The 14,504-nt window shown below is 67.7% G+C and carries 16 protein-coding genes; 12 read left to right on the top strand and 4 right to left on the bottom strand.

Annotation, left to right across the window (positions count from 1 at the left end; translation table 11 throughout):
- Positions 1–6 precede the first annotated feature (6 nt).
- Positions 7–951: a LysR family transcriptional regulator ArgP gene (locus tag OC372_RS06695; protein ID WP_262001300.1), complete on the top strand. Its 945-nt coding sequence runs from the start codon at positions 7–9 to the stop codon at positions 949–951.
- Here OC372_RS06695 and OC372_RS06690 read toward each other — a convergent pair.
- Both OC372_RS06690 and OC372_RS06685 read right to left on the bottom strand, forming a co-directional pair.
- Complete coding sequence (locus tag OC372_RS06690) at positions 890–1,378, bottom strand: MarR family winged helix-turn-helix transcriptional regulator (protein WP_262001299.1); 489 nt, start codon at positions 1,376–1,378, stop codon at positions 890–892. The two genes, OC372_RS06695 and OC372_RS06690, sit on opposite strands and share 62 nt — an antisense overlap.
- Positions 1,365–3,101, bottom strand: coding sequence for a DHA2 family efflux MFS transporter permease subunit (locus OC372_RS06685; protein ID WP_262001298.1), 1,737 nt, complete (start codon positions 3,099–3,101; stop codon positions 1,365–1,367). Before OC372_RS06685 ends, OC372_RS06690 begins: the two co-directional genes overlap by 14 nt.
- 273 nt (positions 3,102–3,374) lie before the next feature.
- On the opposite strand from OC372_RS06685, the gene OC372_RS06680 reads away from it, so the two are divergent.
- The 5 genes from OC372_RS06680 (at position 3,375) to OC372_RS06660 (ending at position 6,355) form a co-directional block, all read left to right on the top strand.
- Positions 3,375–3,932 (top strand): SipW-dependent-type signal peptide-containing protein, encoded by a 558-nt coding sequence (locus OC372_RS06680; protein WP_262001297.1) that lies wholly within the window; start codon positions 3,375–3,377, stop codon positions 3,930–3,932.
- A gap of 62 nt (positions 3,933–3,994) precedes the next feature.
- Entirely contained in the window at positions 3,995–4,564 is a 570-nt protein-coding gene (locus OC372_RS06675; RefSeq protein WP_258134110.1) for a SipW-dependent-type signal peptide-containing protein, read from the top strand.
- A gap of 8 nt (positions 4,565–4,572) precedes the next feature.
- Positions 4,573–5,178, top strand: a complete 606-nt coding sequence (locus tag OC372_RS06670; RefSeq protein WP_105710386.1) for a signal peptidase I — start codon at positions 4,573–4,575, stop codon at positions 5,176–5,178.
- The gene (locus tag OC372_RS06665) at positions 5,175–5,816 is read left to right on the top strand and encodes a hypothetical protein (protein WP_105710385.1); all 642 of its coding nucleotides are present in this window, start codon (positions 5,175–5,177) and stop codon (positions 5,814–5,816) included. Before OC372_RS06670 ends, OC372_RS06665 begins: the two co-directional genes overlap by 4 nt.
- Positions 5,813–6,355: a hypothetical protein gene (locus OC372_RS06660; RefSeq protein ID WP_262001296.1), complete on the top strand. Its 543-nt coding sequence runs from the start codon at positions 5,813–5,815 to the stop codon at positions 6,353–6,355. The genes OC372_RS06665 and OC372_RS06660 overlap by 4 nt, the downstream gene beginning before the upstream one ends.
- A gap of 15 nt (positions 6,356–6,370) precedes the next feature.
- Here the strand turns inward: OC372_RS06660 and OC372_RS06655 are convergent, their stop codons facing one another.
- Positions 6,371–7,054, bottom strand: a complete 684-nt coding sequence (locus tag OC372_RS06655; RefSeq protein ID WP_262001295.1) for a YqaJ viral recombinase family protein — start codon at positions 7,052–7,054, stop codon at positions 6,371–6,373.
- Positions 7,055–7,331: 277 nt separating this feature from the next.
- Here OC372_RS06655 and OC372_RS06650 point away from each other — a divergent pair, with 277 nt between their 5' ends.
- The 3 genes from OC372_RS06650 (at position 7,332) to rplL (ending at position 9,595) form a co-directional block, all read left to right on the top strand.
- Positions 7,332–8,309, top strand: a complete 978-nt coding sequence (locus OC372_RS06650; RefSeq protein WP_262001294.1) for a hypothetical protein — start codon at positions 7,332–7,334, stop codon at positions 8,307–8,309.
- 365 nt (positions 8,310–8,674) lie between these two features.
- The gene (gene rplJ / locus OC372_RS06645; RefSeq protein WP_029261006.1) at positions 8,675–9,163 is read left to right on the top strand and encodes a 50S ribosomal protein L10; all 489 of its coding nucleotides are present in this window, start codon (positions 8,675–8,677) and stop codon (positions 9,161–9,163) included.
- Between the two features lie 48 nt (positions 9,164–9,211).
- Entirely contained in the window at positions 9,212–9,595 is a 384-nt protein-coding gene (rplL, locus tag OC372_RS06640; RefSeq protein WP_029261007.1) for a 50S ribosomal protein L7/L12, read from the top strand.
- An 80-nt stretch (positions 9,596–9,675) separates the two neighbouring features.
- Here the strand turns inward: rplL and OC372_RS06635 are convergent, their stop codons facing one another.
- On the bottom strand, positions 9,676–10,680 hold the full coding sequence (locus tag OC372_RS06635; RefSeq protein WP_105711390.1) for a LacI family DNA-binding transcriptional regulator: 1,005 nt from the start codon (positions 10,678–10,680) through the stop codon (positions 9,676–9,678).
- A gap of 287 nt (positions 10,681–10,967) precedes the next feature.
- On the opposite strand from OC372_RS06635, the gene OC372_RS06630 reads away from it, so the two are divergent.
- The 3 genes from OC372_RS06630 (at position 10,968) to OC372_RS06620 (ending at position 14,483) form a co-directional block, all read left to right on the top strand.
- Complete coding sequence (locus OC372_RS06630) at positions 10,968–12,284, top strand: ABC transporter substrate-binding protein (RefSeq protein WP_105711389.1); 1,317 nt, start codon at positions 10,968–10,970, stop codon at positions 12,282–12,284.
- Between the two features lie 103 nt (positions 12,285–12,387).
- Complete coding sequence (locus OC372_RS06625; RefSeq protein ID WP_262001293.1) at positions 12,388–13,527, top strand: carbohydrate ABC transporter permease; 1,140 nt, start codon at positions 12,388–12,390, stop codon at positions 13,525–13,527.
- A complete protein-coding gene (locus OC372_RS06620) occupies positions 13,524–14,483 on the top strand; it encodes a carbohydrate ABC transporter permease (protein WP_029261011.1) in 960 nt (319 codons plus the stop codon). Before OC372_RS06625 ends, OC372_RS06620 begins: the two co-directional genes overlap by 4 nt.
- Positions 14,484–14,504: the final 21 nt, after the last annotated feature.

The following is a 14,504-nucleotide window of genomic DNA, read 5'->3' as shown; positions in this document are numbered from 1 at the left end:
GCTTATGTGAGGATCGACCCGGAACTCGCAGCCACGCTCGCCGCGATCGTCGACGAGGGCACGCTCGACGCCGCTTCCAGGCGACTGCAGATCACGCCGTCGGCGGTGAGTCAGCGCCTGAAGACGCTGGAGCAGCAACTCGGTCGGATCCTGGTCGTGCGTACGAAGCCCGCGCAGTTGACCGAGGCGGGGGAGGCCGTCGTCCGCCTGGCCCGCCAGATAGCTCTGCTCGAGCACGACGCGCTCCTCGGCGTGGGGATCGACGAGGTCGCGGAGAGCCGGCGGATCAGCATCCCGCTCGCCGTGAACGCCGATTCGATGGCGACGTGGTTCCTCGCGCCCCTCTCCCGGCTCGCGGCCGGCCACGACATCGACTTCGATCTGCACCGCGACGACCAGAACTTCACCGCCCGGCTCCTGGAATCCGGTACCGTGATGGCCGCGGTCACGAGCGAGGCCGCGCCGGTCGCCGGATGCTCGGTGTCGCCGCTCGGCGTACTCGAATACCGGGCGATGGCGGAACCGGGGTTCGCAGCGCGCTGGTTCGCCGACGGAGTGACGGCGGAGGCCCTGAGGGCCGCACCGTTCGTCGACTTCGACCGGCGGGACACGCTGCAGCACGAGTGGCTCCGAGCGATGTCCGTAAGCGAGGCGGGGGTGCCGCGGCACTACGTTCCGGCGTCCCATGACTATGCGCTCGCCGTCGGGCTCGGGCTCGGGTGGGGGATGGTCCCGCTCCTGCAGGAGTCCTCCGGGCTGATCCCGTTGGGCGGCCCGACGCTTCGGGTCCAGCTCTACTGGCAGCAGTGGAACCTGCGCTCAGAGCTGCTCGACACCATCGCTGCCGAGATCGCCGCCGAGGCACGTCGGGTGCTCGGGGAGACGCCCCTCACTCCGAAGCGATCGCGTCCGGGCTCGCGCCCGAAGCGAGGGCGTGCAGCAGGCGGGTGAGGCTCCCGATGTCGGCGAGGCTCCAGTCCTCGAGCGTGCGGAGCAGCCGGCCTTCCTGAGGGAGCCGCGCGGCTGCGAGGCGCTCTTCCCCCAGGGGCGTGAGCTGCAGCAGGAAGGAGCGCCCGTCGGCGGGATCGGTCGAGCGTTCGACGAGATCGAGCTCCTCGAGCTCGCGCACCATCCGACTGACCTGCCCCTTGTCCAGCAGCATCCGCTCGGACAGCGACGACACCGTGACGGTCTCGCATCGGGCGATCGTGGTGAAGATCTTGTACGCGCCCGGCAGCAGGCCGGGACTCACGCGGTTCGCGTTCTCCGAGATCACCCGACGGAAGTGCGTGATCAGTTCGCCGAACTGCGCCTCGAGGGCGCGCACTGCAGCGGCCCGCGCCTCGGGGGTGTCGGAGAGGTGATCAACGTCCGGCATCGGCGGCTGCATCGTCGTGTGCGTCGCGTGTGCGACCGGCCACGGTGACGGTGCCGGTCGTCGGTGCACCGGAGAGCGCCGTGGCATCGGCGATCGCGACGTCGGCCGCGTCATCGACCGGGGTGGCATCGTCGTCTGCGGCCGAGTCCGCCTTCGCCGCATCTGCCTGTGCCCGTTCGGTGGTCGTCATCGTGGTGAGCGGACGGTTCGGCAGGAACAGGATCGCGATGAGGCTGATCACCGCGAGCGGGATGCCGATCACGAACGCGTGCGAGATGGCCTGCGCGTAGAAGTCCTCGATGATCGAGCGCACCGGTTCCGGAAGCAGCCGGACCTCGGGCAGCGTTCCGCTGGAGAGCTGCGCGGCGACATCGGCGCCCTTGTCGCCGAGCTGGGCGATCGCCGCCCCGATGCGCTCCTTGCCGTCGCTGAACAGGCTGGTGAGACTGTTCGCCAGTACGGCGCCCATGACCGAGACCCCGACCGTGCCGCCGAGGCTGCGGAAGAACGTCACGCCCGAACTCGCGACACCCATCTCACTCGGCTTCGCGACGTTCTGCACGATGAGGACGAGGTTCTGCATGGTCATGCCGACGCCGGCGCCCATCACGAACATGTAGATCGAGACGAGGGCGAAGTTCGTGTCGTAGTGCAGCGTCGACAGCATGACGGAACCGGCGATCAGCAGCACGGAGCCGAGGATCAGATAGCCCTTCCACTTGCCGAAGCGGGTCACGAGCTGGCCGATGACCATCGACGAGATCAGGAGCCCCGCCATCATCGGCAGGGTCATGAGGCCGGCCTCGGTGGGCGTGGCGCCACGGGAGAGCTGCATGTACTGCGCGAGGTACACCGAGGTGCCGAACATCGCGACGCCGATCGAGATCGATGCCAGCACCGACAGGGTGAACGTGCGACCGCGGAAGAGCGTGAGAGGGATGAGGGGCTCGCGGACCTTGAGCTCGACGATGATGAAGGCGATGGCCGAGACGATCGCGCCGCCGACCATGAGCACGGTCTCGGTGCTCCACCAGTCGAACGTCGAGCCGGCGTTCGTGATCCAGATGAGGATCAGCGACACCGCGGCCGAGAGCAGCACGATGCCGACGTAGTCGATCGAGACCTTGCGGGTGCGCTCGGTGCTGATATGCAGCGTCTTCTGCAGGATGATCAGCGCGGCGACGGCGAAGGGGAGGGCGACGAAGAAGTTCCAGCGCCAGTTCGCGACGTCGGTGATCCAGCCGCCGAGGAGCGGGCCGCCGACGGTGGCGACGGCCATCACGGCGCCGAACAGCCCCATGTACCGGCCGCGCTCGCGCGGGCTGATGATGTCGGCCATGATGACCTGGCTGAGGGCGGCGAGCCCGCCACCGCCGATGCCCTGGATGGCGCGGAAGGCGATGAGGGTGTTGGTGTCCTGCGCGAATCCGGCCGCCGCAGTCGCTCCGACGAAGATGACGATCGCGATCTGGATCAGGAGCTTGCGGTTGAAGAGGTCGGCGAGCTTGCCCCAGATCGGCGTGGAGATCGCTGTCGTCAGGAGGGTCGCGGTGATGACCCAGGTGTATGCGGCCTGGTCGCCGCCGAGGTCATGGACGATGACCGGCATCGAGGTGGAGACCACCGTGGTGGCGATCATCGAGACGAACATGCCGAGGAGGAGCCCGGTGAGGGCTTCGAGCACCTGGCGATGCGTCATCTTGACGGGGGAGTCCGTGGTCATGCGAGACCTTTCGCGGTCGGAAGGACGGATGCTGCGACAGCTCTGGCGCGCGCAAGATGGTTGAACTGCGTCAACTATATGGGAATCGTTGATCTACGTCAACCATTGTGGCGGGAAATGCGGTGCGCGCGATGTGCCTCGGACGTGCGCGAAATCGCCTTGTTCTGGGGGAAGGCGTCAGTGAGGATGAGGGCACGGCGGGGATGCGGGGCCTCTGCGAGGCGGTCGTTCTCAGGCATTCACGCGATCGCCTGATTCCTGAGGGGGACTCCGATGGCTACCAAAGACACGCAGCGCAAGGTTCTCGCCGTCCTGGCGGGCGGACTCGTCCTCGGAGTGGGGGTGGCCGTCACACTCGCCGCGTGGAACGACTCCGAGTTCGCGAACGGCACCTTCACCGCCGGATCCTTCACGTTCACGGGCTCCACCGACGGAACGACGTTCAGCGAGCACGCGACCGACGACGCGGCAGCTTCGCTGACCTTCGAGCTCAACCCGACGAACCTCAGCCCGGGCGACGTGGTGTACGCGCCGTACGCCCTGCGTCTCGGCGGCACCTACGACGCCACGCTCGACGCCGTCGCTCCCGTCGGGGCAGGCGACTTCGTCACCGCGGGCAAGCTGACCTACGACGTCGTGTCGACGGGGACGACCTTCGGCTGCGACGAGACCGCGTTCGCCGCGGGAACCGCGGTGCCTGCGACGATGACGCCGGGCACGGACGTCAACCTGTGCATCCAGGTCACCGCCGCCTCCGGTGCGGGCGGGATCGAGCAGGGCGACACGGGAACCGTCACATGGCAGTGGAACGCGACCTCGGTGCAGCCGTAGCGCCCACCCGCCGCTCGTTGCGCGCGTCCGTTCGCCCGCGGCCCTCGCGTGCATTTCGGCGCGTGCGGGCCCTGCTCGCCGGCGGGCTGGTGCTCGGCGTCGGCGCGACGATGACGATCGCGGCGTGGACCGACCAGGAACTCGCGACGAGCACGGTCAGCGCCGGGAGCTTCTCGATCGTGTCACGGTCCGATCAGGGGGCATTCGCGTCGCACGGACCCACCGAGACCGTGCTCACCGTGCCTCTCGACGCGACGGGCCTCTACCCCGGGGTGAAGAAGGCGGCGTATGTGCAGGTGCAGGCGTCGGGCACCCTGGGTGGCACGGTCAACCTCACCGCCGTCGCTGTGACGAACAACGCGGGCACGGCGCCGACCGGAGCAGACCTCGCGCTGCAGAACGCGATCAGGGTCAACATCGCCGTGGTCGCTGCACCCGCCAACTGCACGACGACGGCGACCGCGACGGCCGCTCTGACCGCGGTTCCCGCGCTTCCCGCGCAGACACTCACCGTGACCCCGCTCAACACGATCACGTATTGCATCGTGCTCGAGCTGCCCTCAGATGCGACCGGAACGGCGCAGGGCGGCACCGTGAAACCGACCTGGACCTTCACCGGAAGCACGAGCTGAGAGACGACATGGCCACCATCGCACGCGGCGCCCGCGCAGTGGGACGCGGAGTGCGCGAGGTGCTGCTCACTCTGGCGGCCATCGGCGGTGTGATCTGCATCGTGCTCGTGATCATGGCCTTCACCGGTGGCTATTCGCTCATCATGTTCAAGACCGGGTCGATGGCGCCGACCATCCCTGCTGGATCCGTCGCCCTCGTGCAGAAGATACCCGCCTCCGACATCGCGGTCGGTGACGTCGTGACGGTGGATCGGGATGCAGCCCTGCCGATCACGCACCGCGTCACCGCGGTCGAGCCGGCGGATGCGGGCGACATGCGCACCCTCACCATGAAGGGTGACGCGAACGACGTCGAGGATCCGGCGCCGTACATCGTGTCCGACGTCCGCATCGTCCGTGGCTCGGTGCCCGCCCTCGCGAATGTCATCGTCTGGTTCGGCAGTCCGTGGGTGCTCGGCGGGGTCACGCTCGGTGCATCGCTGCTGGTCGTGTGGGCGTTCTGGCCGCGGAGGGAGCGCGTGGCGCCGGAGGAATCCTCCGACGACGTCGAGGGTCCAGCGGCTCCGGACGCGCTGGTCGCGGCGGGGGCCAGACGGAGGGATCGGCGCCCATGAGACGCCTGAGCGTCGGAGTCGTCGTGCTCTTCATGCTGCTCGGCTCGGCGGCCCCTGCGTGGGCGTCGCCGACGACGGAGATCATCCAGGGGCGCATCCTGCGGCTCGTCTCGGTGGCGGACTGGGAAGCCGCCGGATCGCTGCTCCCCGGGCAGCAGGTGCGGTGGGATGTCGCCGTCAGTGCTGTGGCACCGGATCCGGGGGTCGTGACGATAGCCCTGAGCGCCACCGGCGAAGCGCCGCTGGTCCTCGACGTGTCCATCTGTCTGCGCGCCTGGGAGGGGAGCGCATGCCCCGGCGGTGCCGTGATCGTGCGCTCGGCATGGCAGGTGCCGCGCGACGGCGGCGAGGTGCGGCTCGGCGAGGTCGCCGACACCGACGTCGCGCACGTCCGGCTTTCCATCGGGCTCGGCGAAGAGGCGGCGGGCTCGACGACCCTCCGCCTCCATGCCAGCGGCATCGGTGAAGACGTGATCGTCGGTCCCGGTGGAGGCCTGGCAGCGACCGGTCCGACGCCGCTGCCGCCGTGGGTGCTCGCCGGTGCATCGGCGCTGGTCGTCGTCGGTGTCCTGCTCGTCGCTCGTCGTCGTGCCGTGGCGATCGGTGTTGAGCCGCGTGAGCCCGGCGGTGTCCGATGAGTCCCGAGAAGCGTCTGCGGTCGGTGGGCGCCGTGCTCGGGATCTCGCTGCTGATCGGGGTCGGCCTCGCCCCGACCGTCCCGTCGACCGAGGCGGCATGGACGGATGCCGAGCGGGCGACCGCGACCGGAACCTCGATCAACGTCCCGGAACCCATCGCCTCCGCATCTCCCGGCTGCGTGGCGAGCAGTGGACTGCTGGGCGCCAACCCGAAGGTGACCATCTCCTGGCGGGCACCGGCCGCCGCGACGGGGTACGACCTGACGAAAGCCGAGTTCGGGCAGATCGTCAATCAGGGCCTCCTCGAGCCGATCCTGAGCAACCTCCTCGGGAACGTCCAGACGACGGGGTCCGCGGCTGCCTACGTCACCGTCATCGACGGGGGCCTGCTCACGGGGCTTCTGGGAGCGACGAAGACCTTCGGGATCCGCTTCACCGGGCCGGGCGGGTGGAAGTCCGACTGGCTCGTGGCGAACGCGACCATGGGATTGCTCGGCGCGAACCCGCAGTGCACGATGGGCATCGCAGCCAGCTACTAGGTCGAAGCCGAGAGGTCAGTCGGCGAGTGCCAGTGCGCGGAACGCGTCGCGTTCACGGAGCTGCTCGCGGCGGCTGGCTGCGGCATCCTCCGGAGTGAGGCTCGGGACCTGCCGGCCGGTGGTGCGCCGGTAGAGCTCGTCGATGAGGTCGGTGGCGAGGCCCACCAGCTTGGCGATCTCGCGGTCGTCGCGGTCGATCCATACACAGCGCGGCTCGTCGTGGATCGGGGAGAAGTCGACGTGCTCCTCCCAGACGAACAGTGTCCGCTCGGCGCCGAGGACGTGCTGCTGCCACCAGATCTGGCGGAGGTAGGTGCGCGGGATGCCGCGGAACGCCTTGTTGGTCGTCTTGATCTCGGCGAGCTTCACTCGCCCCTCGGCGTCGACCGCGATGCCGTCGGGCGTGGCCAGGTGCCGGTGCTCGACTTCGGCGCGGAACAGGGCGGAAGACGGGAGGATGCCGTGGGTCGCTGCCACCCACGCCGCGATCTCGGGCTCCCGCCGCCGGCCGTGATCGGTGTAGGCGTTGCCGACGAAGCGGGGGCCTCCGCCGAGCTTGGAGTCCGCCGCGCGAGCGATCGACTTCTCGGAGGTGAGTCCGGCGACGTCGGTGGCGGTGATCCCCCGGGAGCGTGCGCGCATCCACGCCACGCGGTCGCGAGAATCCGCGACGATGCGGGCGGCGAGTTCGGGGGTCACCCTTCGACCCTAACCCCGCCCGCCGACCCTCCCTCGCACACACGCCGCCCTCCCGCCCCCGCATCCCTCGCCCTCCCCTTCCGCCCGCCCTCCCCTTCCGCCGAGTGCACGGCTTGATGCCGAGCGCACGGCCCGTTCACGCGTGTAGCCCGTGCGCTCGGCAGCATCCGGTGCGCTCGCGGTGTGGCACTCGTCCTGCACAACGAGCCGGGGGCAGCAAGAAGAGGGGAGAGGGTGGGGAGGGATGCCGGGAAGGGGGACGGCGGAACTATTGGGCATGCCGACGACAACTGTGCCTGTCCTCACCCAGCTCGTCCGATCGCGGGCAGATCTCTTTCTGAACGGGTGGACGGATCGGAGGATCGCCGCCGCGCTGCAGAGCGGAGTGCTGTTCAGCATCCGGCGAGGGTGGTTCATGGACACCGCCGATCGGGAGTCTCTGCGGCCGGAACAGCGGCACCACGCGCACGTCATCGCTGTGGCCCGAGATGCGAGCGGTTCCGCGGTCATGTCTCATGCGTCGGCGGCCGTGCTGTGGGGACTGCCGCTGTACGCGATGCGCCTCGCCCGTGTCCATATGACCACTCCGTCGCCGCGGAGGATCTCGAGTGCGCCGGACGTGTTCCGTCATGTCGCGCCGCTCCCGATCTCCGACGTCACAGTGCGCAGCGGCATCCGGTGCACCACCTTGTCGCGTACGGTGTTCGATCTCATCCGCGCATTGACGCCGCCCGCGGCCGTGGCACTGGCGGACGCTGCGGAGCGGCAGATGGCGGAGCGGCAGTGGGAGTGGGACATGGATGCCGTCCTCTCTTGGCGTCGTGAACTTGCGGCCAGGTTGACCGCTGCCGGGGGAGCGCGGGGGATCCGTCAGGCGCGGTGGGTCGCGGACTTCGCCGACGGGCGGGCGCAGCTTCCCGGTGAGAGTGTGAGCCGGTTGCATCTGCACAGACTCGGCTTCGCCGCCCCGGACCTGCAGGTGCCGGTGGACGGGCCCGGCGGCACTCGCTACTTCGTCGACTTCGGGCTCGCCGATGTCCGCAGTTTCGGAGAGTTCGACGGCAAGACGAAATACCTCGACGAGGCTCTGCGCTCGGGTCGCACGCTCGAGCAGGTCCTGCTCGCGGAGAAGCAGCGTGAGGACTGGATCCGGGGTCGGACGCAGTGGCGCTTCGCCCGATGGGGGTCGGAGCACATCGGGTCGCCCGCCGCCCTCGCCGCGCGCCTCGCCACCTTCCACATCACTCCGCCCTGACCGTCGCCGCCCCATCGAGACGCCGACTGTGCGGCCCGCCGCCGAGCGCACCGCGTATTCACGGCAACAACCCGTGCATTCGTCAACAACCCGTGCACTCGGCGAAGAGGGAGGGAGAGGAGGGGGAGGGGGAGGGAGGGGGATTTGGGGGAGAGGAGCGGGTGAGGTAGAGTTGTGGCAACCGAAGACCGCTGGTCATCAGGCGTGCGCAATCACGCCGGATCGAAGCTCTGCACAGCAGGGGCCCGCGCAGGACACGAACTTCTCAAAGCTCCGTGCGCTTGCGCCGGAGCTTTTTTCTGTGCAGGTGGTCCAGGTCGGCGCCCCACCACCGTGCGGCGCCTCGTACACACCAAGGAGTGACCATGGCGCAGAAGGATGCATCGGTCGCCGAGCTCACGAAGTCATTCGAGAACTCGAACGCCGTCCTGCTGACCGAGTACCGCGGTCTGACGGTTGCCCAGCTCAAGGAGCTGCGCAACAGCATCCGTCAGGACGCTGAGTACGCCGTGGTGAAGAACACGCTGACCAAGATCGCCGCCAACAAGGCTGGCATCTCCGCGCTGGACGACGACCTCAAGGGTCCGTCGGCTGTCGCGTTCGTGCACGGTGACTTCGTCGCCACCGCCAAGGCTCTGCGTGACTTCGCCAAGGCCAACCCGCTTCTCGTGATCAAGTCCGGCATCTTCGAGGGCAACGCCCTCACCGCGGACGAGGTCAACAAGTACGCCGCGCTCGAGAGCCGTGAGGTTCTGCTGGCGAAGGCTGCGGGCATGATGAAGGCGACGATGGGCAAGGCTGCCGCCACCATCGATGCTCTTCGCGAAAAGCTGGAGACCGCAGAGGCCGCGTAAGCGACCTGCGATCTCGTCTACAAACCCCATCTATCTAGGAGATACATCATGGCTAAGCTCACCACTGAGGAGCTGCTCGAGCAGTTCGCCGGCCTGACCCTCGTCGAGCTCAACGACTTCGTCAAGGCGTTCGAGGAGAAGTTCGAGGTCACCGCTGCTGCTCCCGTCGCCGTTGCCGGTGCTGCGGGTGGCGCAGGCGCCGCTGAGGCTGAGGAAGAGAAGGACTCCTTCGACGTCATCCTCGAGGCTGCTGGCGACAAGAAGATCCAGGTCATCAAGACCGTCCGCGAGCTCACCTCGCTGGGTCTCGGCGAGGCCAAGGCTGTCGTCGACGGTGCCCCGAAGGCTGTCCTTGAGGGCGCCAACAAGGAGACCGCCGAGAAGGCCAAGGCTGCTCTCGAAGAGGCAGGCGCCACGGTTACCCTCAAGTAATCGCGACGCTCACGCGTTTCTGATCGAAGGCCCCGGGTTCGCCCGGGGCCTTCGTGCGTCTCCGGCGCTTTCCGCGCAGGTCAGCGCGGCGGAGCGGTGGAGTTGCGCACCACGAGGGCGGATGCCGCCGACACATGTTCGAGCGGAGCATCCGGCCTGTCGATCCGCTGCATCAGGAGGCGCACGGCCTCGTGTCCCTGTTCGCGGGGCGATTGCCCGATCGTGGTCAGGGCGAACATGTCGGCGTGCTGATGGTCATCGATGCCGACGACGCTGAGTTCGGTAGGCACCGCGATGCCCAGGCGACGCGCGGCGATGATCGCGCCGATGGCCGCCTCGTCGCACACTCCGACGATCGCGGTCGGGCGGTTCCGACGGTCGCCGAGCAGACCGGCCGTCGCCGCGTAGCCGCCCGGCATTGTGGGAGTGGCGCCCGCGACCCGCGCGTGCTCGGTGAGTCCCGCGGCACGCAGCGCGCCGCGATAGCCGTCCAGTCGCCGGGCGTCGCCGAGGCTCAGCGCTTTCCCGTCGGACGCGCCGCCGACGAAGGCGATATCGGTGTGACCGAGTTCGACGAGATGCTCGGTGGCGATGCGGGCTGCGGCGGCGTCGTCGATGGAGACGGCAGTGGATCCTTCGCTGTATGGACCCACGCTCACCAGCGGACGCCCGGTGAGCTGCAGGCGTTCGAGCTCGCGGGCGCTGGGCTGGATGTCCACGGCGATGATGCCGTCGAATCGTCGCCCGGGAAGCACGTTCTCGAACAGCCGATCTCGCATCTGCGAACCTTCGGGCACGCCGTAGAGCGCGAGGTCGTAGTCGAGCGTCAACAGAGATTCCTGGATGCCCGCCAGCAGTTCGGCGAAGAACCAGCGGTCCACGGGCGGCATCACGACGCCGACCGTCTGCGTGCGACCGGTGGCCAGGCTCGTCGCGGAGGAGTGCGCGACATACGACAGCTCGCGCGCCGCATCCGTGACGCGGGCACGGGTGTCCTCCGAGACATAACCGCGCCCGCTCAGCGCACGGCTCGCGGTGGCCTTCGACACCCCGGCACGCGCAGCGACGTCCGCGATCGTGCTCATCGGTCCTCCTCGACCTGATCACGCGGTTGCGTGGGTGGCGGCGCGGTCGCCGCGCCGGGTGACAGCGTAGTCCCCGAAGCGCTCAAAAGGAACCGGTTCCACACTGTGCGCGAGGGAGCGCTCCCATCGACGGCGTCGATCTGAGTCGAATGGTTGTGAGCTTGTGACCCTTCCGTGTTGTGCCGGGATATCGATCGCCAGTAGGTTGGCCTGGAATCGGTTCCCTACCGGTGCCGCGGGGTGGCATCGCATCAGGTGGGACCCTGTACTCGAAGAGGAGAATTCACATGGCTCTGTCACAGCGTTCCCGGCGTTACGCGCCGCTCGCCCTGCTGGGGGTCGCGGGCATCGCGCTCGCCGGATGCGGGGCTCCCGGTGGGACCTCCGGAGGCGGCGGTGGTGGCGGCGGAGACAACACCGTCACGATCTACGGCACGATCGTCGAGGGCGAAGCAGAACTCCTCGCGGAATCCTGGGCGGATTTCGAGAAGGAGAACGACATCGAGATCAAATACGAGGGCAGCCAGGACTTCGAGACGCAGCTCGGCACCCGCGCACAGGGCGGCAACCCGCCCGACATCGCGATCTTCCCGCAGCCCGGACTGTTCGCGGACTACGCGTCGCGTGACCTGCTGAAGCCGGCTCCGGAGGCGGTCAAGAAGAACGCCGAGGAGTACTGGACGCAGGGCTGGGTCGACTTCGGCACCTACGACGGCACGTTCTACGGCGCACCGCTGATGGCGAGCGTCAAGGGGTGGGTCTGGTACTCGCCGACCAAGTTCGCCGAGTGGGGTGTCGAGGAGCCGACCAGCTGGGACGAGCTGCTGACGCTGACGCAGACCATCAAGGACAAGAGCGGCGCCGCCCCGTGGTGCGCCGGCTTCGAGTCGGGCGTCGCGACCGGCTGGCCGGGCACCGACTGGATCGAAGACCTCGTGCTCCGCAACGCGGGCCCCGACGTCTACGACCAGTGGGTCAAGAACGAGATCCCCTTCACCGACCCGCAGATCAAGGAGGCGTTCGACGCCACGGGTGAGATCCTGCTGAACCCGGAGTACGTCAACGCCGGCTTCGGCGACGTGCGTTCGATCAACTCCACCGCATTCGGTGACGTGGCCGCGAAGGTCGCGAGCGGCGAGTGTGGGCTGACCCACCAGGCCTCGTTCCTGTCGGGCTTCTACCCCGAGGGAACGAACTTCGCCGAGGACGGCGATGTCTGGGCGTTCCTGACGCCGAGCCCGAACCCGGACGAGACGCTCATCACCGGTGGTGGCGAGATCGTCGGTGCATTCAGCGACTCCGAGGCGACGCAGAAGGTGCTCGAGTACCTGTCCAGCCCTGAGTGGGCCAACAGCCGTCTCGCCCTCGGTGGCGTGACGTCGGCCAACAAGGGTGTCGACCTCGACGTGGTCGAGGACCCGATCCTGCAGGAGTCGATCAAGCTCCTCCAGGACGACTCGGTGACGTTCCGCTTCGACGGTTCGGACCAGATGCCCGGTGCTGTCGGCTCCGGAACCTTCTGGAAGGGCATGGTCGCCTGGATCAACGGGACCTCCACCGATGAGGTGCTGACCCAGATCGAGACCGGCTGGCCTTCCAGCTGATCGGATGAGGAGGGCCGCCCCGCGGGGCGGCCCTCCTTCTCACACCCGGTCCACGCATCGCCGCGCCGACCGTTGATCAGCTCCGTCTCATGAAGGGGAATCCATGAACGCGACTGTGTTCTTCCAATGGATCGGGACACTCCCGCCGATCCTCCAGGCACTCGCCGTGGTCATCGCGTTCGCGGTGGTCGTGGTGGTGATCCTGCTGCTCGTCGATATCGCCCCGCGCAAGGGCGCTCTCTACACCGGCATCCGCCTCGCGATGTGCCTGCTCATCCCGCTCGCGGTGATGTGGTTCTTCAACTCCTATTACTGGGCGATGGGAGTCGCGGTCGCCGTCGGTGCACTGTTCTTCTTCCTGGACTATCGGTCCCGCGACGGCGCGGGCTACCTGATCCAGCTCGTGGCCTTCATGGCCCCGGCGATTCTGCTGCTCCTCGCCGGCCTCATCCTGCCGTCGATCCAGACCGTCTATGCGTCGTTCTGGAACTCGACGGGCAGCGACTTCGTCGGGTTCTCCAACTATCTCTGGATCTTCACCCAGTCCGACGGCGTGACCTCGGTGATCAACACGATCGTGTGGGTGCTGCTCGTCCCGACGCTCTCCACGATGATCGGCCTCGGGTACGCGGTGTTCATCGATCGGACCCGTGGGGAGAAGATCTACAAGCTGCTGGTGTTCATGCCGATGGCGATCTCGTTCGTCGGTGCCAGCATCATCTGGCGCTTCGTGTACGCCTACCGCGGCCCGGAGTTCGAGCAGATCGGTCTGCTCAACCAGATCCTGGTCTGGTTCGGCGGTGAGCCGCAGCAGTTCCTGCTGAACAATCCGTGGAACAACCTGGCGCTCATCGTGGTGCTGATCTGGGTGCAGACCGGTTTCGCGATGGTCGTGCTCTCGGCGTCCATCAAGGGCGTGCCGGCCGAGCTGCTGGAAGCGGCGGAGCTCGACGGCGCCAACGCCTGGGAGCGTTTCAAGTCGGTGACGATCCCGTCGATCCGTCCGGCGCTCATCGTCGTGCTGACCACGATCTCGATCGCCTCCCTGAAGGTGTTCGACATCGTTCGCACGATGACCGGTGGAAACTACGGCACGTCGGTGCTGGCGAATGAGATGTACACCCAGTTCTCGAAGTTCGAGGCGGGTCGCAGTGCTGCGCTCTCCGTCATCCTGTTCATCCTGGTGCTGCCGATCGTCATCTACAACGCACGCCAGATCAAGAAGCAGCGGGAGATCCGATGACCGACACCGTGAAGACAGACGCCGACGACAGCACGCGGGCCATCACGACCGCGGGCCGGTTCGAGGCTTCGGCCGGTCGCACCCGCAAGCGTCTCAGCCGGCCCTGGGCGAGTGTCGCCGCGATCATTATCGCCGTCATCTGGACCGTTCCGACGCTCGGCCTCTTCATCTCGTCGTTCCGCGACCGGGAAGCGATCGAGACGACCGGCTGGTGGACCGTGTTCACCGACCCCCGGCTGACGCTCGACAACTACGCGGCGGTGCTGCAGTCCGGCACCACGCAGCTGACGATCCTGGAGTCCTTCTTCAACTCGATCGTGATCACGATCCCAGCGACGCTCATCCCGCTGATGATCGCGGCGATGGCGGCGTATGCGTTCTCCTGGATCGAGTTCAAGGGTCGCAACGCGCTGTTCATCTTCGTGTTCGCGCTGCAGATCGTGCCGATCCAGATGGCTCTGGTGCCTCTCCTGTCATCGTTCTCCCGAGGGATCAACCTGTTCGGTGTGCAGGTGACGGAGGGCCTCGACGTCGCCGGCGGCTATGCGCAGGTGTGGATCGCCCACACGATGTTCGCGCTGCCGCTCGCGATCTACCTGCTGCACAACTTCATGTCGGAGATCCCCGGCGAGATCATCGAGGCCGCGCGCGTCGACGGCGCGTCCCGCGGACAGATCTTCTTCCGCGTGGTGCTTCCGCTCACGATGCCGGCGATCGCGTCCGTGGCGATCTTCCAGTTCCTCTGGGTCTGGAACGATCTGCTCGTGGCGCTCGTGTTCGCCGACGGTGCCGCCTCTCCGATCACGAAGGTGCTCGCCGAGATCACCGGTCGCGGTGAAGGCTGGTACCTGCTGACGGCCGGCGCATTCGTATCGATCATCGTGCCGCTGATCGTGTTCTTCGCGCTGCAGCGGTACTTCGTGCGGGGCCTGCTGGCGGGGTCGACGAAGGGCTGACGCTTCGGAAGACACAGGGGG

Origin of the sequence: Microbacterium sp. Mcb102 (assembly GCF_024519805.1) — a bacterium.
In the GTDB taxonomy this organism is placed as follows: Bacteria; Actinomycetota; Actinomycetes; order Actinomycetales; family Microbacteriaceae; genus Microbacterium.
Note: the sequence above shows the minus strand (reverse complement) of the source record. Positions and strands in the feature narration are given on the sequence as shown.